The sequence below is a fragment of the Haloferax mucosum ATCC BAA-1512 genome (assembly GCF_000337815.1).
Lineage (GTDB): Archaea > Halobacteriota > Halobacteria > Halobacteriales > Haloferacaceae > Haloferax > Haloferax mucosum.
Genome location: NZ_AOLN01000006.1, coordinates 252,416 through 277,971, shown reverse-complemented (window position 1 = coordinate 277,971; position 25,556 = coordinate 252,416). Strand labels below are relative to the sequence as shown.

At 62.2% G+C, this 25,556-nt stretch carries 22 protein-coding genes and 1 pseudogene; 15 read left to right on the top strand and 8 right to left on the bottom strand.

Annotation, left to right across the window (positions count from 1 at the left end; translation table 11 throughout):
- Window positions 1-68: 68 nt before the first annotated feature.
- From C440_RS17980 to C440_RS04370, 3 genes and pseudogenes are all read left to right on the top strand, one after another.
- Window positions 69-218, top strand: a pseudogene (locus C440_RS17980) (DUF2249 domain-containing protein); the annotation flags it as partial.
- A gap of 509 nt (window positions 219-727) precedes the next feature.
- Window positions 728-2,188, top strand: coding sequence for a phosphomethylpyrimidine synthase ThiC (gene thiC, locus C440_RS04375; protein WP_049915297.1), 1,461 nt, complete (start codon window positions 728-730; stop codon window positions 2,186-2,188).
- A gap of 90 nt (window positions 2,189-2,278) precedes the next feature.
- On the top strand, window positions 2,279-3,313 hold the full coding sequence (locus tag C440_RS04370) for a sodium:calcium antiporter (protein ID WP_008318624.1): 1,035 nt from the start codon (window positions 2,279-2,281) through the stop codon (window positions 3,311-3,313).
- A gap of 9 nt (window positions 3,314-3,322) precedes the next feature.
- Here C440_RS04370 and C440_RS04365 read toward each other — a convergent pair whose 3' ends face one another.
- From C440_RS04365 to C440_RS04355, 3 genes are all read right to left on the bottom strand, one after another.
- A complete protein-coding gene (locus C440_RS04365; protein WP_008318622.1) occupies window positions 3,323-4,216 on the bottom strand; it encodes a universal stress protein in 894 nt (297 codons plus the stop codon).
- 141 nt (window positions 4,217-4,357) lie between these two features.
- Complete coding sequence (locus C440_RS04360; protein ID WP_008318620.1) at window positions 4,358-5,434, bottom strand: CNNM domain-containing protein; 1,077 nt, start codon at window positions 5,432-5,434, stop codon at window positions 4,358-4,360.
- A 126-nt stretch (window positions 5,435-5,560) separates the two neighbouring features.
- Complete coding sequence (locus C440_RS04355) at window positions 5,561-6,442, bottom strand: hypothetical protein (RefSeq protein WP_008318618.1); 882 nt, start codon at window positions 6,440-6,442, stop codon at window positions 5,561-5,563.
- A gap of 153 nt (window positions 6,443-6,595) precedes the next feature.
- Here C440_RS04355 and C440_RS04350 point away from each other — a divergent pair, with 153 nt between their 5' ends.
- From C440_RS04350 to C440_RS04335, 4 genes are all read left to right on the top strand, one after another.
- The gene (locus C440_RS04350; protein WP_008318616.1) at window positions 6,596-6,943 is read left to right on the top strand and encodes a winged helix-turn-helix domain-containing protein; all 348 of its coding nucleotides are present in this window, start codon (window positions 6,596-6,598) and stop codon (window positions 6,941-6,943) included.
- Complete coding sequence (locus C440_RS04345; RefSeq protein WP_008318615.1) at window positions 6,943-7,272, top strand: DUF7521 family protein; 330 nt, start codon at window positions 6,943-6,945, stop codon at window positions 7,270-7,272. Before C440_RS04350 ends, C440_RS04345 begins: the two co-directional genes overlap by 1 nt.
- A gap of 216 nt (window positions 7,273-7,488) precedes the next feature.
- Window positions 7,489-8,247 (top strand): hypothetical protein, encoded by a 759-nt coding sequence (locus tag C440_RS04340; RefSeq protein ID WP_049915294.1) that lies wholly within the window; start codon window positions 7,489-7,491, stop codon window positions 8,245-8,247.
- A gap of 274 nt (window positions 8,248-8,521) precedes the next feature.
- A complete protein-coding gene (locus C440_RS04335) occupies window positions 8,522-9,346 on the top strand; it encodes a CPBP family intramembrane glutamic endopeptidase (protein WP_008318610.1) in 825 nt (274 codons plus the stop codon).
- Window positions 9,347-9,723: 377 nt separating this feature from the next.
- Here C440_RS04335 and C440_RS04330 read toward each other — a convergent pair whose 3' ends face one another.
- Both C440_RS04330 and C440_RS17655 read right to left on the bottom strand, forming a co-directional pair.
- The gene (locus C440_RS04330) at window positions 9,724-11,973 is read right to left on the bottom strand and encodes an NADP-dependent malic enzyme (RefSeq protein WP_008318608.1); all 2,250 of its coding nucleotides are present in this window, start codon (window positions 11,971-11,973) and stop codon (window positions 9,724-9,726) included.
- Window positions 11,974-12,158: 185 nt separating this feature from the next.
- On the bottom strand, window positions 12,159-12,407 hold the full coding sequence (locus C440_RS17655) for a hypothetical protein (RefSeq protein ID WP_049915291.1): 249 nt from the start codon (window positions 12,405-12,407) through the stop codon (window positions 12,159-12,161).
- A 948-nt stretch (window positions 12,408-13,355) separates the two neighbouring features.
- Here C440_RS17655 and C440_RS04320 point away from each other — a divergent pair.
- The 8 genes from C440_RS04320 (at window position 13,356) to C440_RS04285 (ending at window position 22,246) form a co-directional block, all read left to right on the top strand.
- Window positions 13,356-15,230 (top strand): PGF-pre-PGF domain-containing protein, encoded by a 1,875-nt coding sequence (locus C440_RS04320; protein ID WP_241431987.1) that lies wholly within the window; start codon window positions 13,356-13,358, stop codon window positions 15,228-15,230.
- Between the two features lie 102 nt (window positions 15,231-15,332).
- The gene (locus tag C440_RS04315) at window positions 15,333-16,451 is read left to right on the top strand and encodes a cell surface protein (RefSeq protein ID WP_193788387.1); all 1,119 of its coding nucleotides are present in this window, start codon (window positions 15,333-15,335) and stop codon (window positions 16,449-16,451) included.
- A 103-nt stretch (window positions 16,452-16,554) separates the two neighbouring features.
- On the top strand, window positions 16,555-17,313 hold the full coding sequence (locus C440_RS04310; RefSeq protein ID WP_008318601.1) for an ABC transporter ATP-binding protein: 759 nt from the start codon (window positions 16,555-16,557) through the stop codon (window positions 17,311-17,313).
- A complete protein-coding gene (locus tag C440_RS04305; protein ID WP_008318600.1) occupies window positions 17,306-18,544 on the top strand; it encodes an ABC transporter permease in 1,239 nt (412 codons plus the stop codon). Before C440_RS04310 ends, C440_RS04305 begins: the two co-directional genes overlap by 8 nt.
- Window positions 18,537-19,793: an ABC transporter permease gene (locus tag C440_RS04300; protein ID WP_008318598.1), complete on the top strand. Its 1,257-nt coding sequence runs from the start codon at window positions 18,537-18,539 to the stop codon at window positions 19,791-19,793. Before C440_RS04305 ends, C440_RS04300 begins: the two co-directional genes overlap by 8 nt.
- A 95-nt stretch (window positions 19,794-19,888) precedes the next feature.
- Window positions 19,889-20,164 carry a hypothetical protein gene (locus C440_RS04295; protein ID WP_008318597.1) on the top strand — a complete coding sequence of 92 codons (276 nt, stop codon included), beginning with the start codon at window positions 19,889-19,891 and terminating at the stop codon, window positions 20,162-20,164.
- Complete coding sequence (locus C440_RS04290) at window positions 20,165-21,073, top strand: DUF4350 domain-containing protein (RefSeq protein ID WP_008318595.1); 909 nt, start codon at window positions 20,165-20,167, stop codon at window positions 21,071-21,073.
- 186 nt (window positions 21,074-21,259) lie between these two features.
- Window positions 21,260-22,246, top strand: coding sequence for an AAA family ATPase (locus C440_RS04285; protein WP_008318592.1), 987 nt, complete (start codon window positions 21,260-21,262; stop codon window positions 22,244-22,246).
- Window positions 22,247-22,419: 173 nt separating this feature from the next.
- On the opposite strand, the gene C440_RS04280 is transcribed toward C440_RS04285, so the two are convergent.
- Genes C440_RS04280 through C440_RS04270 form a run of 3 tightly spaced genes read right to left on the bottom strand, consistent with a single transcriptional unit; the run spans window position 22,420 to window position 25,403 of the window.
- A complete protein-coding gene (locus C440_RS04280) occupies window positions 22,420-23,469 on the bottom strand; it encodes a hypothetical protein (RefSeq protein ID WP_008318590.1) in 1,050 nt (349 codons plus the stop codon).
- A complete protein-coding gene (locus C440_RS04275; protein ID WP_008318588.1) occupies window positions 23,466-23,975 on the bottom strand; it encodes a hypothetical protein in 510 nt (169 codons plus the stop codon). The genes C440_RS04280 and C440_RS04275 overlap by 4 nt, the downstream gene beginning before the upstream one ends.
- Before the next feature lie 6 nt (window positions 23,976-23,981).
- Window positions 23,982-25,403: a DUF58 domain-containing protein gene (locus C440_RS04270; protein ID WP_008318586.1), complete on the bottom strand. Its 1,422-nt coding sequence runs from the start codon at window positions 25,401-25,403 to the stop codon at window positions 23,982-23,984.
- Window positions 25,404-25,556 lie beyond the last annotated feature (153 nt).

Sequence of the window (25,556 nt, the reverse complement as noted above, 5' to 3'; positions counted from 1 at the left end):
CTTCCGACGCGCCTCGGCGAACACGTTCGGGGAACGCTCTCGGCGGTCACCAGCGAACCGCGGGATGTATGTCTGATACGACGCTCGACGTTCGAGCAGTGCCCCCTGCGAAGCGCCACCCGAAGATTCACGAGGCGTTCGACGACCTCGACTCCGGCGAGTCGCTCACGATTCTGAACGACCACGACCCGAAGCCGCTGTTCTACAGTGAAATGGCGAATCGTTCACTACAGAGTGCTTATTTGGCGATTGTAGGTGTGAAACGCCGCCAAAGCAAAACGAGAACAGTAGTGAGTCCTACGGTTATCGCCATTGAAGAAAACCCCATCTGGAGCGAGTTGGCGAAATCTCCCGTCGTGAGAAAGACGACAGTACTCACGAAGTAGAAGACTCCTATGGCGAAGATCAGCCAATCTGCCGGAGATTTTGGCGCAGAGATGACAACAGCCATATCTAATCGTCAGTGTGTTGAAAGTGATACTTTTTTGGTGAGACCGATTGAAGTCTTGATCATCTGAAATCACAAACCGACCCTGACTGGCGCTGTAGATGTCACCGAGCAATCTACTCTCTTGACCGTCCATGTTGGCCAACGTGAAGTATACCCGAGAGGTTGAATTCAGATACTTCATTTCACTACGTTCGTGAATTAGAAATCCGTACTGGCAACAACTGTTAGAGCCGCTTGTCATAAAGATTATCAGCTAGTGGTATCACTAGGTGGTTAATGGCGTCAACTCAAATGCAGCGTGCCCGCGACGGGCAGGTGACCCCGGCGATGGAACGCGTGGCAGAGCGTGAGAACCGCGACCCCGAGTTCGTCCGGCAACAGGTTGCGGACGGGCAGGCCGTTATCCCGGCCAACCACGCCCACGAGTCGCTCGACCCGATGATTATCGGACGGGAGTTCTCCACGAAGGTCAACGCCAACATCGGCAACAGCGAGGAGACGAGTAGCATCCAAGGCGAACTTCAGAAACTCCACACGGCGGTCCACTACGGTGCAGACACCGTGATGGACCTCTCTACGGGGTCGAACCTCGACGAGATTCGGGAGGCGAACATCACACACTCGCCCGTCCCAGTCGGAACAGTGCCGATTTACGAGGCGGTCAAGCGCGCCGAAAGCCCCGACGAAATCACCCACGAACTCCTCCTCGACGTCATCGAAAAGCAGGCCAAACAGGGCGTCGATTACATGACGATTCACGCCGGTGTGTTGATGGAACACCTGCCGTTGACTGACGGTCGAAAGACGGGAATCGTCTCTCGCGGCGGGTCCATCCTCGCACAATGGATGGAAGAAAACGGGATGCAGAACCCGCTGTACACGAAATTCGAAGAGATCTGTGACATCTTCGCCGAACACGACGTGACCTTCTCGCTCGGCGACGGACTTCGACCGGGGTGTCTCGCCGACGCCTGCGACGACGCGCAGTTTGCCGAACTCAAAACGCTGGGCGAACTCACGCGGACTGCCTGGGACCACGGCGTACAGGTGATGGTCGAAGGTCCCGGTCACGTTCCGATGGACAAAGTCGCCGACAACGTCGAAGGCCAGCAGGCCGTCTGCGACGGCGCGCCGTTCTACGTTCTCGGCCCGCTCGTCACCGACGTCGCCCCCGGCTACGACCACATCACGAGCGCCATCGGAGCCGCCGAAGCCGGTCGTTCCGGAGCCGCCATGCTCTGTTACGTGACGCCCAAAGAGCATCTCGGTTTGCCCGAAAAAGAAGACGTGCGCGAGGGCCTCGCCGCCTACCGCATCGCCGCCCACGCCGCGGACGTCGCCAACGACCTTCCCGGTGCCCGCGACTGGGACGACGCGCTCTCCGAAGCGCGCTACGAGTTCGACTGGCGACGCCAGTTCGACCTCGCGCTCGACCCCGAACGCGCCCGGTCGTACCACGACCAGACGCTCCCCGGCGATAACTACAAGGAAGCGCGCTTCTGTTCGATGTGCGGCGTCGAGTTCTGTTCGATGCGCATCGACCAAGACGCCCGCGACGCCGACGGCGAGATGTCGGAAATCGAGTCCGAGACCGACCTGACCGTGTCCGCGGCCGCCGAGGCGAACCTGCCGCCGGTCGGCACGCACGACACCAGCCGCGTCCCCGACGAAATCGAAATCAACGGCGTCACGTTCACTCCCGAACACGACCACGACCACGGCCACGCCGACGACTGAGCACGACCGGACTCCTGGTGCGACGCCCGGCGAGGCGGTTTCCGTACCGTGTCGATGGCTTCATTTTCTCAGTGTCTGAACTGTCGCTCGATGGTCCTCGGTCTCGTCCCCTCGTCACCGCTCGTGAACGTTCTCGTGGTCGTTTTGATGACCGGACTCATCTGGTTCGGAAGCGGCTGGCTCGAAGAGTCGGCCGACCACCTCGCAACGTACTACGGACTTCCGGCAGTGGTTCAAGGGTCGATTATCGTCGCGCTCGGGTCGAGTTTCCCCGAGTTCGCAAGCGTCACCGTGGCCGCGGCCAGCGGCGTCTTCGACATGGGTGTCGGCGCAATCGTCGGCTCAGCCATCTTCAACATCCTCGTGATTCCGGCGCTTTCGGGTCTCGCAACCGACGGTGACCTCGAAACCAGCCGCATCGTCGTCTACAAAGAAGCGCAGTTCTATATGGTCGCCGTCGCCACCCTCGTCGTCACGTTCTCACTCGCGGTTATCTACTTCCCCGTGCAGAACGCGTCGCCGCTCACCGGCCAGATTACGCGGCCGCTCGCGCTCATCCCGCTGTTTCTCTACGGCCTGTATCTGTTCATCCAGTGGCAGGACGTCAACGACTACGACGGCGGCGACGACGCCGGCGTCGCGGACGGCATCGCCGGTGAGTGGGGCCGTCTCCTCGTCGGTCTCGTGGTTATCCTCGTCAGCGTTCACTTCCTCGTCGGAAGCGTCGAATCGCTCAGCGGGACGTTCGGCATCCCGACGTTCCTCTCGGGAATCACGATTGTCGCCGCGGCGACGAGCCTCCCGGACACGCTCGTCAGCGTCCGCTCAGCCACGAACGGCAACAGCGCGACCAGCCTCGGAAACGTCCTTGGGTCGAACACGTTCGACCTGCTGGTTGCGATTCCCGTCGGCGTCGTCATCGCCGGGAGTGCCCCGGTCGATTTCGCCGTTGCCGTCCCGATGCTGGGCGTGTTGACGCTCGCAACGGTACTGTTGTTCGGCATGCTCCGAACCGACCTCTCTATCACGCGGGCGGAGGCGTACGCCCTCTTGTGCTCGTATATCCTCTTTGTCGCGTGGATTATCAGCGAGACGCTCGGCGTCACCGCCCTCCTGCAAAATTAACCGGCGGCGCTACTCGTCCTGCTTCGGTTCCCGGACGGTCAAAACGGGCACCGGCGAGGTGCGAATCAGTTTCTCGGCGACGCTTCCGAGCATGTAGCGGTCGAACCCGGTGTGGCCGTGCGTGCCGACCACCACGAGGTCGATGTCGTGGTCGTCGATGTACGAGAGGATTCCGTTGTGAACCGAAACGTCGCGTTTGACGGTCTCGGTGACGTTTTCGACTCCCACGTCCGCGGCGGTATCCACCGCGTCGCTCACCGCGCGCTCCGCGCGCTCTTCGAACTCTTCGACGAGGACCGGACCGCGAACGTCGGCACCGAAGTAGGCGACGTTGACGACGGACAGTCCGTGTAGGTCGGCCTCGGTCGAAACCGCGAGTTCGCTTCCGAACGTCACCGCCGCGTTCGCACACTGACTCCCGTCGGTCGGCGTGAGAATCCGTTCGTACGGATACGAGAGTGACGTCTGGGCGTCCGGTCGAACCGTGAGAACCGGCACGTCGGAACGCCTGACGACGCGTTCGGTCGTGCTCCCGACCAACAGTCTGCTCAGGCCCTTCCGCCCGTGGGTCGGCATGACGATGAGGTCCACGTCGTTCGCAACCCCGTAGTCGATAATCGTCTCGTACGCTTCGCCGTGAGCGACGTCTGTCACCGTTTCGACGTCGGTCTGAGCGGCGCGGGCGGCCGCGTCGGCGACGAACTGCTCGCCTTCGGTCGTGCGACGGCCGGTCGCGTTCTCGTCGTCACCGTCGTCTCGCTGTGGGCGGCGTTCCGGTTCGGGCGGGGCGACGTGCAAGAGGTGGAGCGTCGCGTCGTGCGTCTCGGCGATGTCGAGGACGTGTTCGAAGACTGCCTCGGCACCACTACTACCGTCGGTCGGAAACAGAAGGTGGTCGAACATGTCTGGTTACTCGCGGCGAAACGACAAAATAGGGACGCCCGGTCTCAGAGATCGGTAACGACCCCCGGCCGCATCGTGGCCACCATTCGCGCCTCGCGTTCGGGTTCGAACCCCGGCCTATCGGTGTCCGTCTGAGAGTCGTCAGGTGTTGTTCGACACCGGGGCGTCCTCCTTGACGTCGAGCGGGTCTTCGAGGTCGCCCATGACGGCTTCGAAGGTGTCGGTCGCGGTTACCAGTCCAACGACTTCGCCGTCGTTGAGGACGAGCGCTAACTCTTGACTCGCGGCTTGGAACTGGTCGATTGCATCGCTAATCGACGTTTCGGCGGCGAGCGTCATCGGCGGCGTGGCGATGTCGCGGAACGTCACGTCGCCCGCCCGAAGTTCGTCGATGTTCTCGATAACCGTCGGCGCGTAGACGATACCGTGGAACGCTTCGTGGCCCTCGCCGACGAGTGGAAAGCGCGTGTGCGGGCTGCCACCGATGCGGTCGATATTCTCCTGTACCGGTTCGGCGGTCGAAAGCGAGACGATGTCGTCGGTCGAGACCATCACGTCGCCGACGGACTGTTCATCGACGGAGAGCGCGTTGAGAACCTCTTCGCGGCGTTCATCGGAGAGGTCGCCGCGGTCGAGCACGGAACCGATTCGGTTTCGAAGGTCAGCACGCGATTCGATGGCGTCGGTTTCGGCTTCCAACCACGCGCCGGTCATCTCGACGCCGAACAGTTTGAGCGTCCACTTCGCCACGGTGTCGCCAATCGTGATGAGCGGCGAGATGAGTTTTGCGAACACGTACAGTGGCGTCGCACCGTATCGGGTGACGAACTTCGTCCGTTCGACGCCGAGATAGGTCGGCGTCTGTTCGCCGTGGGTCAGGTGCAGGAGGTTGATGATGAGGAAGGCGATGATACCCCCGGCACCGACCGACGCGAGGACCGTCGATTCAAAGTACGGTTCGAACAGCGCGGCGAGCGCGGGTTCTGCGATGATACCGACCGCGATGCTCGACGCCGTGATACCGACCTGACAGCTCGTGAGATAGATTTCGAGGTCGTTCGTCATCTCCCACGCCCGCCGCAGTCCGGGTTTGTCGAACTCGGCTTCGGGGTACTGACGAACCCGCGTCAGCGCGAACTCGATAGCGACGAAAAATCCATTGATGAGGATGAGGAGTAGTCCAGCGAGCAACCGAACGGACAGTTCGATGCCGTTCATCAGTGTGCCTGAGCTATGGGGACCCCAAATAAGTGCTTGATGGTTAATCGAATCGGTTAATCAACAACCATCCAGCCAATTATCCAGTTTGTCAGTCGGCCAGCCAACAGTCACCCGGTCAATTAGTCAGCCGGCGTCGGTTCGTCGGGTCGTGAGTTCGGATGCCGGGTCGATGCCGCTCACTTCGAGGTACGCAACCGCCATAATCCCCTGTATGAGCACGGTCCCGACTGCGGTCTCAGCGACGACGACGATCTGCGAGAGCGCGTCCGTCAGCAACAGCGACAGCACCGTCCCGAGAAGGCCGTGTAACAGGAGTGGACCGACGATGAGCACGCCCAGCCGAAGCCGGTGGCCGCGGGTCAGTCGCCAACTCTCGACGAGCGCGTCGCGGACGCCTTTGTCTCGGACCGCAATCTCTTGGCTAAAGAAGACGATGCCGATGCCGAACAATACCGTCGGCAAGAGAAGTACGAGCGAACTGACGACTACCAAGGCGCGACCGGGCCACGACGCTACCAACCAATCTGACGCCATGACGGTCATGACGGTCACCGCGCCGGCGATACCGATACCGGCCGACAGGAGGAAGATGAGCGCGCCGAGAACGAACACGACCCACGACCCAACGAGTAAGTGTAGCGTCGCCCGGCCGAGGCGATACAGTACGTACTCCTCTGGAATCTTCGTTCGCCAGTCGCTCACGAGGGTTCGATGGGCGACGACTTGCACGGGGATCGTCACGAGACCGCCGGCGAAACTCGCAACGACGGACGCTTGAAACGCGAGCGCGTTCGGCAGTTCCGTCCCGGCGAGCGGTAAGTCAGCACCGGCCGCCGCAGGGGGCGTCGCAACCGTTCCGAGCGGAAGGTACGTCGAGGTGGCGAGCCAGACGAACGTCGTCTGGACCGCCGTCGTGAGGAAAAACAGTATCATGAGAATGATACCGCTCCGCGCGGTTCCGCGGCTAAGACCCTCGCGGATTACGTGGCGGACGTGCAGGCCCATACTGCGAAGCCACACAGGTCCCCGTGTTAACCGTGTCGAGATACGTAATACCAGACTCACGGTGGCTGTCTGGTCCGCACGCTCCCGAGGGTCGGTTTTCCGGGCGAGAGAACCAACCACCTATTTCAACTCGAATCCGGTAGACTCGTTCCTGTGAGTGAGGATATTCGCGCGACGGAGGTGTACGCACTCCTTGACGACGAGTACGCACGCGCGATTCTCACCGCCACCAACGCCGAACCGATGTCAGCGAAAGCCCTGAGTGACGCATGCGATGCGTCCTTGCCGACGATTTATCGACGTGCCGACCGCCTCGTCGAGTGTGGTCTCCTCGAAGAGCAAACGGAGGTCGTCAAAGACGGCCACCACTACAGCGTCTACGAGGCCCGCCTCGAACGGCTCACCATCGAACTCGAAGCCGATGAACTCAAACTCTCTATCGAAACCAAGCCCGCGCCCGACGTCGCCGACCGCTTTACCGACATGTGGGAGGGTCTCTGATGTCGCCGCTCTCCACTGACGCCGCATCGGTGTACACCGCCTACCTCGTCCTTCTCGGGGTCACGCTCGTCGCCATCGCCATGGGGCTTTTCATCGTGTTTCAGGCGTACCGCGGCTACCGCCGAAACCAGAGCCAGCCGATGCTCTATCTCGCAATCGGGTTCGCACTGCTGACCGTCATCCCGTTCGGTATCTCGCTCGCTGGCGCGTCGGTCGGACAACTGCTCGGCGCGCAACCAATCGTCTATACGTACTACCTCCCAATCGTGGGGCGGATTGTCGAGGTGTGCGGACTCGGGGTCATCTTGTACTCGCTGTCCATCAGGTGAGTCGAAGTTGGTGGGCCGCGACAGCGCTGGCGAATATCGAGTCGGTGAAAGAGAAATTTCGAAGAGAGGACGTTTCGGGCAGGGGGACGCTGGCCAAGAGGCACAAAACGACCAGCAAATTAGTCGAGGTGGGACACGGATATCAATACCCAAGGCCGTTTTCTGACCCAGAAAACACCACGATGGCTTATGTATTATACGCTGTTTGCTCTTCATGTGTCACTCGACATTTCGAAATCTATCACGGGCGGTATCAGTCGCGCGGCGACTCGAAACGGCGCGATACTGATTGCGGCGTACGCCATCGTCGGTCTCGGTTGGCAAGTCGCGTTCAATAGCCTCTTGAATCAGTTGGTCTCCGGGTTGAATACGTCCGGGGCGGCTGTGAGTTCTTCTACCACGATATTATCGGTAGACCTCCCCATGTCGGTTCTCGCCGTGTTGGCGTTCGTGTTCCTCATTTTGCTCCAGTATCTCGCGTTGGTCGCAACGCGGGTCTTCGTCGGCGGGTACGAACGCTCGATTCCGAACGACGTGTTGACGCGAAACATCCCGTTGGCAATCGTCAACCTGTTCGTTGGCGGTATCGTCTACACGGCTCTCTTCGTTATCGGGAGCTTCGTGTTCCTCATCCCCGGCGTCATCGCGTACCTCGCGTTCGTCTTCATGACGTTCTACATCGCAGTGGAAGACGAGAACTTCATCGCGGCGCTCAGTGACAGTTGGTCGCTGACCCGCGGTAACTGGATTCGGTTGCTCCTGTTGTTCGTCATTCTCTTCGTTATCGCCTTCGCGCTGGGTATCGTGTTGGTAATCATGTCCTTTGCCCTGTCTTTCCTCTCGCAAATGGCTTCAGCGCTCTTCTCGGCGCTCGTATTCATCCCTCTCTCGGTGCTCTCGCTCGGCGTGCTCGCAGAGGCGTTCATCCAACTCCGAAACGAAGACTCGCCTGTGGCGTCCTCGGAAGCGATTTAACGCCGCCCAGTCCTCGGATTTTTCTCTCTGGTTGTTCGCACATCGAGGCCTCTCTCGACGAGAGCGACTGGTGAGCGGCACGTCTCATTCTGCGCCTGAAACGGGTTGGATACCGAGGGGGAGGTATCCGAGAACGTACGGAGGGTCGGGTCAGCGGGGGACGCGTACCCGGCACCCATACAGAGACAACTAACCCACATGAACCCTCGATGTGGTTTTCTGACCCGGAAAAACGGAAGCCGCTTATTTGACGGGTGAATGTATGCTATGTACCATGTCCTCCTATCAAGAACCGGGCGACTCGGCGTCCGGCCCCGGACTCTTGGACCGCATTCTCGGCGTTCTACTGCCCGTACTCACCGGGACGGTTCTCGGTGTCGGTGGGTTGTCTCTCGGTGCGGTTCTGTCGGTGATTGTGATTGTTCCCCTCGCGCTGGCGGGATACGAACCCTCGCCCACGATGTTCATCGTCATCGGACTCGTCACGACCCAAGGAGTCGGCTGTTTCGCCACCGCGCTGACGTACGTGATGTCTCGCCACCACGTCGCCAGCGGTCTCGCATCGCTCGTCGGCGACCGGACGTGGATTATGCGGTCGAAATTCCGGATTCCGGCTCGAATTCCGTCATTCCGTGACACTCTCGCGGTCGTCGGAACGTACGTGCTCACGTTCGTCGGACTTGCGGTCGCGGTCATCGCCACCTCCCAACTCGGGCTCGAAGGTGCGTCGAACAGCGCCGCTACGACTGGCATGGAACACCCTCACATTCTGCTGTTGCTGATTCCCGCCTCGATTTTGCTCATCGGTCCCGGTGAAGAACTCCTCTTCCGAGGCGTCGTTCAGGGGCGACTTCGTGAACGGTTCAGTCCCGTAATCGCAATCGGGTTTACGAGCCTGCTTTTCGCATCGGTTCACTACGTCGCACTGACGGGGGCCGCCAGCGCCCGACTGGTGACAATCGGATTGTTACTCGTTCCGGCGCTCGCGTTCGGTACCGTGTACGAATACACCGACAACATCCTCGTTCCGTCGTTGGTTCACGGGCTGTACAACGCGACGCTGTTCGGGATTATCTATCTCGGAGCTGTGTCGGTCTGAAATGATTGTCTCCTCGATAACTGCGTCGAGAGTTTCACGAAGCTAACGCTCGACAGCCGGTCACGTTACTGGCCTCTGAAAGACAATAATATTGCCATAAAAACACAATTTGTAGTGTCGGTTTTTGAATTTACTAACAATTGTAGCACACACAGATACCGGTACTTGAACGGATAGTTCACCAGCACACAATCATCGCAGAGGTTTATAATAGCCAAGAACCGCGATTTGGCGCGTACTCGCGTCTACGACCAATCAGAAACTGTGACGTTTTACTTATCAAATCGTGGCTGTCCGTTACCGACTCCCCTCATCTACGCTTATAGAATTGTGTGTTTATTGGTCTATTCTATTGCGGTACTCCTACCAGCACCTCCCTACTGCGCATCGACCACCGCAATCCCGGCGAGGTTGACGATGTCTTTTACCTCGTCGCCGCGCTGGAGGACGTGAACGGGTTTGTCCATGCCGACGAGCATCGGGCCGATGGCCTCCGCACCGCCGAGGCGCTGGAGCAGTTTGTAGCCGATGTTCCCCGCTTCGAGGTTCGGAAAGACGAGGACGTTTGCGGGACCGTCGAGTTCCGTGAAATCGTACGTGTCGGTGAGCATCTCCTCGACGAGGGCGGTGTCGGACTGCATCTCACCGTCAACGGGGAAGTCCACGTCTGGGTCGTCGTGCAGGCGTGCCACCGCGTTCTGCGGTTTCGCGGCCCCCTCGTTCGAGACACTGCCGAAATCGGAGTACGAGAGGAGCGCGGCGCGGGGTTCGACGTTGAACCGCCGAGCCAATTCGGCCGTGTGCTTTGTCACCTCGGCGAGCACGTTCTCGTCGGGGTCGAGATTGACGGTCGCGTCAGCGCAGAAAATCACGCGGTTTCTGAACGTCAGCATGTAGACACCGGCCGCGTAGTCGGCGTCGTCGGCGGTTCCGATTAGCTGTAACGGCGGCCGAAGCGCGGAGGGATAGTGGTGGGTCAGCCCCGTGAGCATCGCGTCGGCGTCGTCCATGGCGACCATCACGCTGGCGAAATAGTTGGAGTCCTGCGTGACGAGTTCGGCCGCCTCGGAACGGGTCAGCCCCTTCCTTCGGCGTTGCTCGTAGAGGTATTCGACGTAGTGGTTCCACTCGCCTTCGTGGGGGTTGGCGATGGTCGGGTCGAAATCGAGACCGAGTTCTTCGGCCGTCCGGAGAATCTCTTTCGTCCGACCGACGAGAATTGGTTCGGCGATGCCGTCTTCGACCAGTTGACTCGCCGCACGAATCATCTTCTCGTCTTCGCCCTCTGCGAGGACGACGCGCTTGGGGTCGGATTTCGCCTTGTTGAGGACGACGCGCATCATCTCGCGCGATTTACCGAGGCGCGCTTCGAGTTCCTCGCGGTACGTGTCGAGGTCGCGCTCGCGGCGTGCCGCGCCGCTTTCCATCGCGGCCTCGGCGACGGCGGGCGTCACCTCGTAGAGGACGCGCTGGTCGAGAGGTTTGGGGATGAGGTAGTCGGGACCGAACTGGAGCGGGTGGTCGCCGTAGGCTTTGACGACTGCGTCGGGCACGTCCTGCCGGGCGAGTTCCGCGAGGGCTTCGGCGGCGGCACGTTTCATCGCCTCGTTGATTTCGGTCGCGCGCACGTCGAGCGCGCCGCGGAAGATAAACGGGAAGCCGAGCACGTTGTTCACCTGATTCGGATAGTCGGAGCGCCCGGTCGCCATGATAACGGTGTCGTCGCGGGCGTCTTTGGCGTCCTCGTAGGTGATTTCGGGGTCCGGGTTGGCCATCGCAAAGATGATGGGATTGTCAGCCATCGACCGAACCATCTCCTGACTCACGATACCGCCGACAGACAGCCCGACGAACACGTCCGCCCCCACCATCGCGTCTTCGAGCGACCCGTCATCGACACCCTGTGCGAAGGGTTCAGTGTACTCGTTGAGGTCGCCGGTGTCGGCGCGATGTTCCGAGAGCACGCCGTCGATGTCGCACATCGTGATGTTTTCGCGGGGGATGCCGAGCGAGACGTAGAAACGAGCGGTCGCGGTCGCGGCGGCACCGGCACCAGCGAAGACGACGTTCAGCGACGAGAGTTCCTTGTCGGCGATATCGGCGGCGTTGAGAAGCGCCGCACCGGAGATAATCGCGGTCCCGTGTTGGTCGTCGTGGAACACGGGGATATCCATCTGCTCGCGGAGTTGGTGCTCGATTTCGAAGCACTCGGGAGCTTTGATATCTTCGAGGTTGATACCGCCGAACGTCGGCTCCATCGCCTTCGTCGCGGCGACGAACTCGTCTACGTCGGCGATGTCGAGTTCGACGTCGAACACGTCGATATCGGCGAAGCGTTTGAACAGTACGCCCTTACCCTCCATGACCGGTTTCGACGCCTGCGCCCCGATGTCACCGAGACCGAGCACAGCCGACCCGTTGGAGACGACGCCCACGAGGTTGCCCTTTGCCGTGTAGTCGTACGCCGCGTCGTCGTCTTCGTCGATGTCGAGACACGGTGCCGCCACGCCGGGCGAGTATGCGAGACTCAGGTCGCGTTGTGTGTTCGTCGGCTTCGTCGTCGCTATCTCGATTTTGCCCGACGGCGGCTCGCGGTGGTAGTCCCGGGCGTCGTCTTCGAGTGTCATTAATCGTGATGCTGTCGTTGAGAAACGTAGCCTCTTCGCTCTCCATTGCGACGAATCGTCTAGCCGAATAAAGCAGTAGCTCGGGACTCAATTTTGCGACGAGTGTAATATAGCCGCCGCAATTAGCGAGTGTAACGTCCGGAACGCGTAACGGCCCGGAAACGACTACGGACGTCGTCGCGCGCTTACCGGAGCGCGTCGTGCGGAATCGTATACAGTCTCACTTCGTCCGCGACCGCGACCTCGTCGGACCCGCCGTCGGCGACGAACAAGTCGGCGACGCGTTCAATCTGTTCTGTCGGATAGACGTGTTTCGCACTCCCGTACCCGTCGTATACTTCGACGGGAACCGCGAACTCGATGTTCGACTCGTCGGGAGTCGAGCAAATTTCCACCGGTACAACGTCCCCTGTATCGTACGTTTTGTTAGCCATGCGTTGACAACCCACACCTGTGTAGACGACTCGCGCTAGCAACCCACCCTCTATCCAAGGTACCGCGCGAGCGACTCGGCTGATACTTTAACGACCACTGACATAATTATTTCTCAAACACGTGATGGACTGACATACGTCGGGTGAATCCGACGGATTGTATGTATGCTCCGTCGTGTCGTAGTTACGTCGGTGTTGAGACAGTGTATCGAATCGGAGGTGGCGCTGAATCCGCGGTTTCGTTCGGTGTTGGTGTTGGAACTGAACTCCGAGTGGTTCGGAACCGGCGTCCGACACTGCGGGTGCCGTTGTGGACTCTGCCTATAATAACGGTACTATGGCTGTTATACTCGTGTGGGACATTATTGGTAATTGCAGTGACAAGAACGAGTCAGTACAGTATTTCGGTGCAGTGAGGCAGACCCTCGTCGGTATAACAGTTGCCGCAGAATTGTAATCAAAACAACTTTTAACGCGAATCCGACATCACATCCGGATCTTATCGCCGTGACGGAACTTGGGACCACATTTGTCGGTACGCCACGCCCCGAAGGTAAGTCAACCATCTTGATATTCAAAAGTATTATGACGATTCTATTAGTTGAGCAATATATGAGTCGCTACCGCAGGCTCTCCCAACAAGGGTTGAGTCTCGCATTCACACTTATTATGGTGTCTTCAGTCTTCGCAGGACCGGCCACTGCGGGTCTTGGGGTCACCACGGATGAGTCAGGTGTACAGGAGGGGCCAGTCGTGAATCAATTCGACGGCGTCAACTCAGACCAACTGGTGAATGCCACAGACAATATAAGCATTTGGGAGCGCTCGATATTCACGCTCCGTCCGGACACTGATTCCTCGAAGTTCGATAACGCCATGTCTTATGAAGTCGAAACTGGGGATACGTTCATCACAGCACCACCGTCACCGGGGGAGGACCCGATAACGGTGGACCTCCAAAAGAGCAAGATGTACGTCTATTCGTCCGAAAAAACGATCCCATACGACTTCGAGTACGGCGGCGATGCCGCGCTCTTTGAAGGGGAAAGCATTCAGTTCGTCACGGCAAAACTCGAAGATGGGAGCTCACTCCCAGACACCAAGGAAGACGCAGTGAAGCGCTTCACCGAGAGCGACAACGTCTCCGCCTTCGTCGAACACGAAACGACGGGTAACCGAGGAACGACCGACTTCAACTTCACACCCAACGAGTCCGGTCTCTGGATGGTTGGTGTCGTCACTGTTGACGACGGGAACGGGTTCTCCGGTAGTAATAATGGAAATCTCTCTATCGACGGTAACGTCACTTTTGTTGGCATAGATGCGTTTTCGGTGCACGAACAGAAGTCGCACATCACAACGCCAGCAGTCGCCCACCCCGGTAAGAATGCAACAATTGAGGTAGATGCCAGTGCACTCAGTGCGGGTAACAAGAACGTTAGCCACGCCGTCGCTGTGTTCAACGAGGACCGGCTCAGTAACTTCGATTATACAGTAAACGCGACCAATCGGTCGAACATTACGATTAAGACACCAATCGAGCAGGTAACGGGAACTGCTAGTACACCCGCGAACGCGAACATCATGGGTGTCAAGCCACAAAAGCGGTCGTTCACCGGAACAAAGACCGTTCTCTCTCTTTTCGCTCGTCTCAACAACTCTACGTCAGCATCTGACAATGTCTCTATCCGTACGGGTGACAAGACCATTTACGCATCGACTGTAGCGAGAGTCACGGATAGCAAGACGTCTATCGACGTGCCGATTCCCGATGGCGCACCCAACGACAAATACGTCGTCATGCACGTCGCAACCAAAGAGGGGAGTACCGAGACCGTCTCGAACCGCAAGGAACTCTCGGTCACTCAGGACGCACCATCCTTCACCATCGACGCCGGTTCGAGTTCCATCTCGCCGACTCGGGTCAAGCCCGACGAGACGTTCAACGTCTCTGTCGATGTCGAAAACACCGGTACCGCTACCGGCACCTTCGCCAAGCCGCTGAAGGCGAACGGGACCGCAATCGCAACCGATAGAGTCACCCTCGACGCCGGTGAGTCGGACACGCTAACGTACTCTACGTCCATCGACACTGACGGGAACTACACCCTGACGGTCGATGGCGTCACGCTCGGAACCATCACCGTCAAGACGCCCACCACGGGCGGCGGAGGTGGCGGCGGCGACGACGACACACCGAACGACGCCTACGAGCGGGACCGCCTCTTCTACGAGGACAAGTTCGACGCACCGCTGAAAGGTGGCGAGTCGGTCTCGGCCGTCAACATCACCTTCAGCAACAAGACGACGGGCGAAGTCATCGTGCAGGAACGCACGAACGTCCCCGGTACCGTCGGCGAACCCGATGGTGTCGCGGTCGGCTACGTCAAAATCACGGTGCCGAAGTCGGCCCGTGACGACCCGTCCACGCTCAAGTTCTCGGTCCGACAGAGCAAACTCGACGAACTCGACTTGAGCGCGTCCGACCTCGAAGTCCAGCGGTTCAACGACGACACCGGTGATTGGGAGTCGATCGATACCCGCGTGGTCAACGACGGCGACGACACGGTCGTCCTCGAAGCCGACACGCCCGGCTTTTCTTACTTCGCCATCACGGCGGACGAAGAGCCGACCACGACGACCGAACCGCCGACTGACGGACCGACCACGACAACTGAACCGCCGACCGACGGACCGACTACGACGACCGAACCGCCGACTGACGGACCAACCACGACGGGGACCGGTGTCCCCGGTTTCGGAGCCGTCCTCGCCGTGATTGCGCTCCTCGCAATCGCACTCGTCGCGGTCCGCCGAGACTAACGACCGCTCACGCGGTTCGTTTCACTTCTCATTTTTTCAGCCCGCGAGCGGCGCGACCGACTGCCTACAGATTTTTACCACCGGTAGCCAAATCGGACAACGATGTCTCGACCCCGTTTCTCGATTTTTGCCTTCGTGGTCGCCGCGGTGCTCCTTGCCGCGGTCGCGCCCCCGTCTCTCGGGGCGAGCGGCGACTACGATATCGACATCGGCGGCTCCATCGACACCGCCGACAGAACCGTCTCGACACAGTGGGGTGACTTCACCGTCACCCAAGTCGGCCGCGCCGACACCGACAGTAGCGTCAGTATCTCAGTTGACGCGCCGAGCGCCGCGCAGTACTCAGTCGCCATTTACGACACCGAACAGAACATCCGACGGGTGCGGACCCGGACCGGCGACACGACTGCGACCTTCGACACCGACGGGCTTGAACCCGGGACGTACGCCGTCACGGTTGGCGAGCAATCGTCCGAAGAGGTGCACGCAGTCGAACCCCTCGTGATTCGCGCCTACAGTCTCTCTGTCACCGCCAACGACACCGTCGAGAACGGCGACGGTCTCGACGTGACGACCGAACTCGAACAGGTCGAATCGGGCGAACCGGTCGAAGCCGTGCAAGTCGTCCTCTCGAATGGCGACAAACACGTCCGAAGCGACGCCTCGAAAATAAACGACTCGCACTACTCGGCGACGGTCCCGACCGACGACTTCGACACCGGCGACTACTCGCTGTACGCGGTCGTCCGCTCCGACGACAGAGCGCTCGGCGAGGACGAACTCGTCGGCGTGAGCGACGCTTCGACGGTCGAAATCGTCGAGCAGACCGACGAAACGCCCGAGACCCCGACGCCCGGCGGTGGCGGCGGTAGTGGCGGCGACGGTGGCGACACCTCGGACGGCGATTCGCCGGACGGCGATTCGTCCGATTCGGGCAACGAGACCGCGACGCCCACGTCGAACAACACGACGGACACGCCGACCCCGACGCCAAACTCGACGACAACGACCGACTCGCCGCCGCCGACCGACACGACGGAGACGACCCAGTCGAGTCCGACGACTGCGCCACCGACCACGACCGACAACGTCGTGACGCCCAACGAACCGACGACGACCGAGCCATCGACCACCTCGTCGGACGTTCCGAACACGGCGTTGCAGGCGCTTTTCGGCATCCTCGTGGTGTTCGCGGTCGGTCGCCGACTCGTTCGTCGCTGACGACTGCTTCTCGGTCACTTTTTCCGACGTCTACCGCCCGACCACTGCGACGCTCGCGGTGTGACACACCAACTATATGCCACGTCGCGCATCACGTGGGAGCATGGCTGATTCGGTCTCCGAACAACGTTCTCGTCCCGCCGCCGACGCGGCCGACCCGGCGACCGCCCTCCGCTGTGAGCGCGTCGCCCGGGAGTACTCGCGCGGACGCGACTCGCTTTTCTCCCGCGGGGGTGACGCGCCGACGGTTCGCGCTCTCGACGGCGTCTCGCTGTCGATTGCGACCGGCGAGTTCGTCGCCATCGCCGGCCCGAGCGGGAGCGGCAAATCGACGCTGTTGCACCTCCTCGCCGCGCTCGACACCCCGACGACCGGCGACGTGACCGTCGCGGGAACCGACGTGCGTTCGCTGTCCTCTCGTCAGCGGACGACACTCAGACGCGACACGATTGGTATCGTCTTCCAACATTTCCACCTGTTGCCCGCGCTCTCGGCCCGCGGCAACGTCGCGCTTCCGCTTATCGAACGCGGCGTCTCCAAACGAGACCGGCGGGCGCGCGCCGACGAACTGCTCGAACAGGTCGGTCTCGGCGACCGCGCCGGGCACAAACCGGGCGAACTCTCCGGCGGCGAACAACAGCGCGTGGCGATTGCGCGGGCGCTCGTGTCCGACCCGGCGGTCCTCATCGCGGACGAACCGACCGGCGAACTCGACACGGAGACGGGCCAGCGCGTCCTCGACTACATCGAGCAGACTGCCTCAGAGCGCGCGGTCGTCGTCGCAACCCACGACGACCACGTCATCGACCGCGCCGACCGCGTTATCCGACTCCGCGACGGTATCGTGGTGAGCGATGCCTAGGCGACACCGACTGCTCGGTATCCTCGGTCTCGCCGTTCGGCGCGTCCTCGGTCGGTTGCGGACGTCCTCGTCCAAACAGGTTCTGTTGAGCGTCGTCGGCGTCGCGCTCGCGGTGACGCTGATGACGACCGTCAGCGGCATCGCACTCGGCATGGGCGCGGAGAACGCGATTCAAAGCGAAGACGTGGACTACTGGGTCGTCCCCGAGGCGAGCACCGCCTCGTCGGTCGCGGTCTCTGTCGGCAGTCCACAACTCGGAAACACCCACGAGATTACCGCGCGACTCGACCAAGACGAGCGAGTCGAGTACGCGACGCCGGTCCAGACGCAACTCGTCAGGCTGGCACCAGGCGACAACGAGAGCACGGACGAATTCATCCTCGCCGCGGGTATCATCCCGCCGGAAGAGCCGACGACCGTCGTCGGTGTTCCCACGGACGCGCTCGAACCGGGCGACCCGCACTACGCAAACGGCACCTACGAAGGACCGCGAACCGGCGAACTCGTGCTCAACGAGGCCGGCGCGGAACTCTTGGGCGTCTCCGCCGGCGACGAGGTAACCGCCGAAGTCGGCAACTCGCGGGCGACGTTCACGGTCGCGGACGTTCGGCAAGGCGACGTTTCGAGCGGGGTGGGTCCCGTTCCGGTCGCGCTCGTCCACCTCTCGGAACTCCAGACGATGACCGGGTCGACCTCGGGCGACCTCGCGGACCAACTGCTCGTGAGCACGAACACCGCGGGCGTGAAATCCGATATCGAGCGTCTGTACCCGCGAACCTCTGTCGTCACGCAGACCGGCCTCGCCGTCCGCGGCGCGTCCACGTCGAGTCTCCCGCTTGCCATGGCCGCCGTCTCGCTCACGGTCGCCGTCCTCGTCGGCGTCCTCTTCGTCGCAACCATGATGGGACTCGAAGTCAACGCCGACCGCCGCAACCTCGCCGTCCTCTCGGCGATGGGCTATCGAACCGGCTCGCAGACCCTCCTCGTCGTCGCCGAGACGGTCATCGTCGCCACCATCGGCGGGGTCGTCGGCGTCGTCACCGGTATCGGCGGCATCTTCCTGACGAACGCGCTCACACAGGAGCTACTCGGCGTGCAGGTCGCGCTGTTCGACCCGATTCTCGTCGGCTACAGCGTCGCGGTCGCGGCCGCCATCGGTCTCGTCTCGTCCGTGTATCCTGCGTGGCTCACGTGGCGAACCCCGACACTGGAGGCGATGTCGCATGACTGACGGCGAGCCAACACCGGCGCGGTTCCCGCGTCTCGCCCGCGCTCGCGCCGCCACCGGCATCGCGCTCTCGCAACTCTCTCACGCCCGCGGGCGGACGGTACTCACCGTCCTCGGCATCACGCTGGCCGTGCTCGCGGCGACGCTCCTCGCGGGGACTGGTATCGGCGTCATCGAGACGGGCCAACAGAAGTTCGACGCGGCCGGCCGCGACGTGTGGATTACCGGCGGCCCGGTCCGGTTCTCGCCAACCGGCGTCGGCGGGTTCGAAAACACGATCGTCGGCGCACACGAGTTGGACACCGAGTTGGAGACCCGCGAGGACGTTCGGGCGTCGGTGCCGATGGCGTTCCAGACGGTCTACGTCAAATCGAACGAGACGGACTATCAGACGCTCGTCGGCGTCGGGTCGCCCACGAGCGGCGGCGCGGTCCACATCACGAACGGCTCCGGATTCAGCACCGACGACGTGCACTACGCCAACGGCAACTACTCGGGTCCGATGAGCCACGAGGTCGTCATCGACCAGCGGACGGCCGACATGATGAACGTCTCCGTCGGCGACTCGCTTTCCATCGGCGGCACGACGGGCATCGCCCGGCAAAACGAGTTCACCGTCGTCGGCATCTCGCCGACGTTCTCGCGGTTCCTCGGGTCGCCGAGTGTCGTCCTCCAACTGAGTGAACTCCAAGAAGTGACGGGGACGACCGGCACCGACAAGGCGACGCTCATGACGCTCACCGTCGCGGACGACGCCGACCCACAGGCGGTCGCGGCGGACCTCGAATCGGAGTATCCGAGCTACGACATCCGGACGAACGAGGAGCAACTGAAAGAGATTCTCCGCGACCAAGCGGTCCTCATGGCCGCCGGTGGGAGCCTCGTCTTCCTCGCGTTGCTCGCGGGACTCGCGCTCACCGTCAACATCCTGCTTTCGCACGTCTACCACCAACAACGGGAGTTCGCCGCACTCAAGGCGCTCGGAACGTCCTCATCGACGCTCTCGTTGACGCTCGTCGTGCAGGCGCTCGTCCTCGGTACGGTCGGGGGCGCACTCGGCGTCGCGCTCAGTTTCCCGGCCGCGCGCGGACTGAACGAACTGGCCGAACTCGTCGTCGGCTTCGGCGACGTCGTGGTGCTCCCGCAGACCGTGCTCGCTGGCGGGTTCGCAATCGCGTTCCTGATGAGTCTCCTCTCGTCGCTCGCCGTCAGTCGGCGAATTGCGAAGATTCGACCGCTCGAACACCTCTGACGGCGGGCGGTCGTCGCCGCCGCCGCCGACTCGCTTTTCACGAGTTCGCACCCGCAAGCGATAGTTTAGTTATCCCGGCCTGACCACCAGTGTATATGGCAACGGCACGACGTGAACGATTCATCCGCGCGCAACTCGCGTGGATGCTCGGAGCGACACTGATTCTCGTCCTCCTCGACTCGCTGTCTTACGAACTCGTGTTCGTCGTGTCGCTCATCGGCTTTCTCGTCATCGTCGAACTCACCGCTCCCGTCGCGGTAACGCCCACGTGGCGTCGCCGGCTCTTGTGGCTCATCGGCGGCGGTCTCGTCGTCTTCGGGTACATCGTCGTCCGGCGGATTCTCGACATCCTCCCGCCGGGGGTGGTCTGAGTGCGCGTTGGCTCGCGGGACGTCGGCTATCCGCATCTCCTCGCGGCGGGATTGCTGGTGGCGATGCTCGTCGGCGTCGGCGTCGGCGCGAGCACGTCCTCGTCCACCTACGGCGCGTTCAACTCCGCGTGGGATGGCGGCTCTGGCGTCCGCGACGTCGCGGCCGACGCACCCGCCGAGACGGCGCTCGCGTACAACACCACAGCGTACGACGAGGGTGCCGCCGGCGGAGCGGTCGCATTCGTCGTTTCGCCCGAGAGCGGCTACACAGACGCCGAGGCGGCCCGAATCGAGTCGTTCGTCCGTGACGGCGGTACCCTCGTCGTCGCCGACGACTTCAGGCCACACGGAAACGACCTGCTGTCACGACTCGGTGCGAGCGCGCGCATCAATCGGACGCCGCTTCGGGACGACCGCCACCAGTACAAGTCGGGCGCGCTTCCGGTGGCGACGCGGACGGTCTCTGACCCGCGAACGAACAACGTGAGCCAACTCACGCTGAACCACCCGGCGACGGTGACCGCGAACGAAAGCACCGCACTCGTCCGCTCGTCGAACTTCTCGTACCGCGACGCCGACGGCGACGGTGAACTCGACGAGTCCGAGGCGCTTCGGTCCTATCCCGTCGTGACGAGCGAGTCACTCGGCGCGGGCGAAGTCGTCGTCGTCAGCGACCCGAGCGTGTTCATCAACTCGATGCTCGACCGCCCGGACAATCGCGCCTTCGTCGAGGCGCTCGTCGGGGACCACGAGACGGTCCTGCTAGACTTCTCCCATGCGACCGAGCGCCCGCCGCTTCAGGTCGCACTCGGTGCGCTCCGCGATTCCTCGGCGCTTCAGTTGCTCTTCGGTGGGGTCGTCGTGGGCGCGCTGGCCGTCATCTCACGGCGCAACCAGTTTGAGTTGTAGCAGTCGTACGCGCGTTTTGTCAGCTGACAGCCTCATCTCGCTGTGTCGCGGGATTTCGGACTCGTCGAGTTGTTTTTCCGGGTCTCCCGGTCTTCGATAGCGGTTCCCACACTCCGGTTCGACGTTTCTCGCCGTCCCATCGAGAGCCGCAATTATATGTGGCCGCCGTGCTGAGTAGCAGTACGTATGAGTGCTCCCGAAGAGGTATACTCGGCTATCCTCGACGAGACGTCACAACTCCTCGTCGGGAACGAAGACGCGATTGAGGCGCTGACAATCGCGTTATTAACCAACGGACACGTGCTCCTCGAAGGGGTTCCGGGCGTCGCCAAGACGACGATTGCGAATCTCTTTGCGCACGCCGCGAATCTCGACTATCAGCGGATTCAGATGACGCCCGACGTGCTCCCGGCGGACATCACCGGCACGCACATCTACCGCGAAAACCTCGGGCAGTTCGACCTCCAGCGCGGTCCCGTCTTCTCGAACGTCGTCCTCGCCGACGAAATCAACCGGGCGACGCCGAAAACGCAGTCGGCGCTCCTCGAAGCGATGGAAGAGGGGCAGGTGACGATCGAAGGCGAGACGCTCAAACTCCCCTATCCGTTCATGGTCGTCGCAACCCAGAACCCAATCGAGTACGAAGGGACGTTCAACCTACCAGAAGCACAGCGCGACCGCTTCCAGTTCAAGGTCGTCGTTGACCTGCCCGAGCGTGCGGACGAACGCCAGATTCTGGAGCGGTTCGACCAGTCGCCGTCGCTCAAACCGTCCGACATCTCCAACGTCATCGACGACGCCGACATCGGTACGGCGAGACAGGTCGTCACCGACGTGCACGTCGATGACAAGGTGTTCGACTACATCCTCGACCTCGTCTCCGCGACGCGGACACACTCGGCGGTCGATTTCGGTGCGTCTCCACGCGCGTCGCTCGCGTTCCTGCGGGCCGGAAAGGCCGCCGCCGCGATTCGCGGCCGCGACTACGTGATTCCGCAGGACGTGAAACGGCTCGCTCCGCTCATTCTCTCGCACCGACTCGTCCTCGGTACCGAAGCCGACATCAGCGGCCGCACCCCGCGAGAAATCGTAACCGAAGTGGTCGAGAACGTTCCGACACCGGAAGTCGAGCTAGACGAGTCGAAGCCGAAAACAATCGCAGGCGACGACTGAGACCACTCCGACCCGGGTTGTCTCGGCCGGCGCGAATCGGGGGCTGTGCGGTCGCGGCCGGGGGCCGAGGGCCGAGACTGAACGTAGAACGCGAAACCCGGTGTCCGAGTCCGGAATCCGGAATGTAGAACCCGAAACTCGAACCCCGGAACTTAGGACTCGAACCGGGCTATTCAGTTCGTCTTTTCGGTGTCGTTGGCTCCGTTGACGCCACGGTCCCCACCGACATCTCCGCCGTCACCAACATCGCCGACCCCGCTGACGCCGCCGGTCGATTCAGACGCCACGCGGGTCGCGTTCTCGTTTTCGTTCTCGTCTTCGTCTCCGACCCCATCTCTGACCGTGTTCGGGTCCCACCGACAGGTGACGGCGAAGCTCCCATCGTCTCCAGGTGTAACTTCGGTGACGACCGGCGTACCGAGACCGCGAGCCACAGCGACGCCGAGGAACGACGCGACGGGCGTATCGAACGTCTCGGCGGACGCGAACCGACAGCCTTCGACGCGGACGGTCAGTCGGCCGGTGGTGTCCGTCTCCGCCGTCGCGGATTCGACGAGTTCGAACAGTTCGACGAGGGCATCGGTGGTCTGTCGGGCGAGCGTCGCCGGGTCGTCACCGAGCGGGCCGTCGCTGTTCCGTTCGAACGCGTCGAACAGTCCGGTGCCGCTCGGGGTGAACGTGACGCCGCGATTCGACTCGTCGTCGGTGACAACGAACGTGTCGCGGAGGGCGCTCGGCTCCGGAAGCGTGTACGACCGGTGTTCGGGGACGAACAGCCGCACCGTTCCCGCCCCGTCCGGGACGTAGACGGTCGTCTCCTGCAGGCCGAGTTCGTTGACGATGGCTCCGTGATTCGACGCGTGTGCTTGGAAGACCGACGAGCCGGTGCCGATGGGGATGAACTGCTCGGGGCTGAGATACCGCGTTACGGCGGCGGCGAAGAGTCCGATACCGCCGAGAACGACGAGCACGTCGCGGACGGGCGGGAAGGCCGCACCACCGACCAGTCCGAGGACGCCGAGGACGGCCAGTGCGATACTCGTCTGTCGGTACTGTCCCTGTCGAAGGCTGTCGTATCGCTGTCTGAGGCGGGCGTTTTCGCGGCGGAGCGCGGTGAGTTCGGACGCGCGCTCGTCGCCGTCGGTGTCGGGAGCCGAGACCGAGACGGCTCCGTCGGACGACCCGTTCGCTAGCTGGTGGTCGGCGGGTTCGCCCGCGCTCATCGGTCGGCCTCCGGGTCCGGGGTGACGGCACCGACCGCGACGAGTTCGTACCGGTGGAGCGCGTACGAGACGAACGCCGCCAGCGTGACGAAGACGAACGCGGACTGCCACGGCCACCTGAGTCCCGTCCAGAGGAGCCAGACACCGCCGCCTGCGACGACGTACGCCGCAGTCAGCCGCCCGAGGCGCGTCCGGTCGGGCGGCCACGAACACGTCGCGCTCACGAGAAGTGGGAGCGTCGCCACCTGCGCGGCGGCCACGGGAAACGCGGTCTCTCCCGACAGCAACGAGACGGCCCAGAGTTGCGCGAGGACGAACGTGGCCGGGCCGGTCGCAACGAGCGCGACGCCGAGTACGGAGAGTCCGGCGACGACGCCCCAGAGACCACTCGTCGTGGTCAACGCGGCGGTGAGTAGGAATACGCCGACCGCGTCCGCGGGGGTGAGTTCGTTCGACTCCAACACGGCTCGAATCGTCGGGATGCGCTGGTTCTGGGTTGTCTCCATCGGGTATCACTCCACCGTCGCGGCCGTCTCGGCCGTCGCCAGTTCGATTGCGGTCCGCGGTGCGACTTCGTAGGCGGTGACGTTCGGCAGGCGGTCGAGGCGCTTTCGGAACTCCTCGAACTCGGCGAAACCGCCGCTCTCACCGGGTGCCGTCGCATCACCGAACAAGGCGTTCGGCGTGAGAAAGACCGTCGTCTGACTGCTTCGCTCGGCCGCAACGACGACCGCCTCGTAGGTCTCGACTTTCGCCGAGTCGTCGGTGACGACCACGAGGTGGTCTTCGCGGTCGGCAGTGGCACACGACGTTTTGACCGCGTCGAAAAGCGGCCGGTCGCTGACCCGTGAGACGTAGCTCGTCCCGTCGAAGAGGAACGGCCGAAGCGTCGTCGAAAACGCCGAATCACCGTCAAGCGCTTGGCTTCGTTTGCGGGCGTCTGTCGGCGCGACCGGCCGCGACGACTCGACCGCTCTGTGGGTGCCGGATTTCGGTTCGGTTGCCAGTAGCTCGCGTCGAATCGTCTGGTAGGCGTTCGACGACGACGAGGGACCGAACTCCCACACCGTCGCCGTCTCGTCTACGATCTGCGCCGAAATCGGGTCGCCGTGGGATTCGGCCGCGTTGACACAGCCGAGTGCGACCTCGCGGCCGTACGAGAGCATCGTCCGCCCCGTCGGGCCGCGGTTCATGTGCGCGCCGCAGTCTACCACGAGCGAGAGCAGGTAGTCGGATTCGGTCTCGAACTCGCGGATGTACGGCTGGTTCATCCGGGCGGTCGTCCGCCAGTCGATTTGCGAGAGGGTGTCGCCCGGAACGTACTGTCGCGTCTCGTGGGGGACTAATCCCGGCCCGGTTCGGTCGCTCGGGTGGTCGCCGAACGTCGCACCGACCAGTTCGCCGCCCTGCCCGACGTGAACGCCCTCGGGAGACGGCGGCTCGACGAGACATCGGGCGTCGGCATCGAGCGTCAGCGTCTCGGTGAAACAGCCCGCTCGGTCCTCGATACGGACCTGCACCGTCTCGAACGTGATTCGCCCGGCGATGGGAAACGTGACACTGCACGTGGTCGAACCGGTGGTGTCACCGGGTTCGAGCGTGACGGTTCGCCGACCCCGGTCGGGTGCGTCAACGCTCGGCGGCGCGACGAGTTCGACGTCGAGTGGTGCATCGAGGGGTTCCGAGAGCGTCGCGGTCATCGTCACGGCGGCGCGGTCGCCGACGAACGCCGTCGCAGAATCGACGGAGACGCTGGCCGACAAGGAGCTATCGGCCGTCGTTATCGTCCGTACCGCGTCGAACTGCGTGACGACGAGCCACGCGGTGAGACCGCCCGCGGCGAAAAGCGGCGCTGACTCCCCGAGAACGACTGCGAAGACGGCGAAGAAGCACGCAGTCCCAGCGAGTGCGGCCCACCGACGGGTCGGAAGCATCGTAGTGTCGATTCGTTGCACTAAAGTTGAATGTTTGTGTTCCGCGCCGACCGTGTGACTCCGAGGCGACGCGCAGTCACCATCTCGTGTCAGACGCGACGGTCCGTTTGTCTGTCAATTATTGTCAATGAGCAGATGTGTTCGCCAAAATGG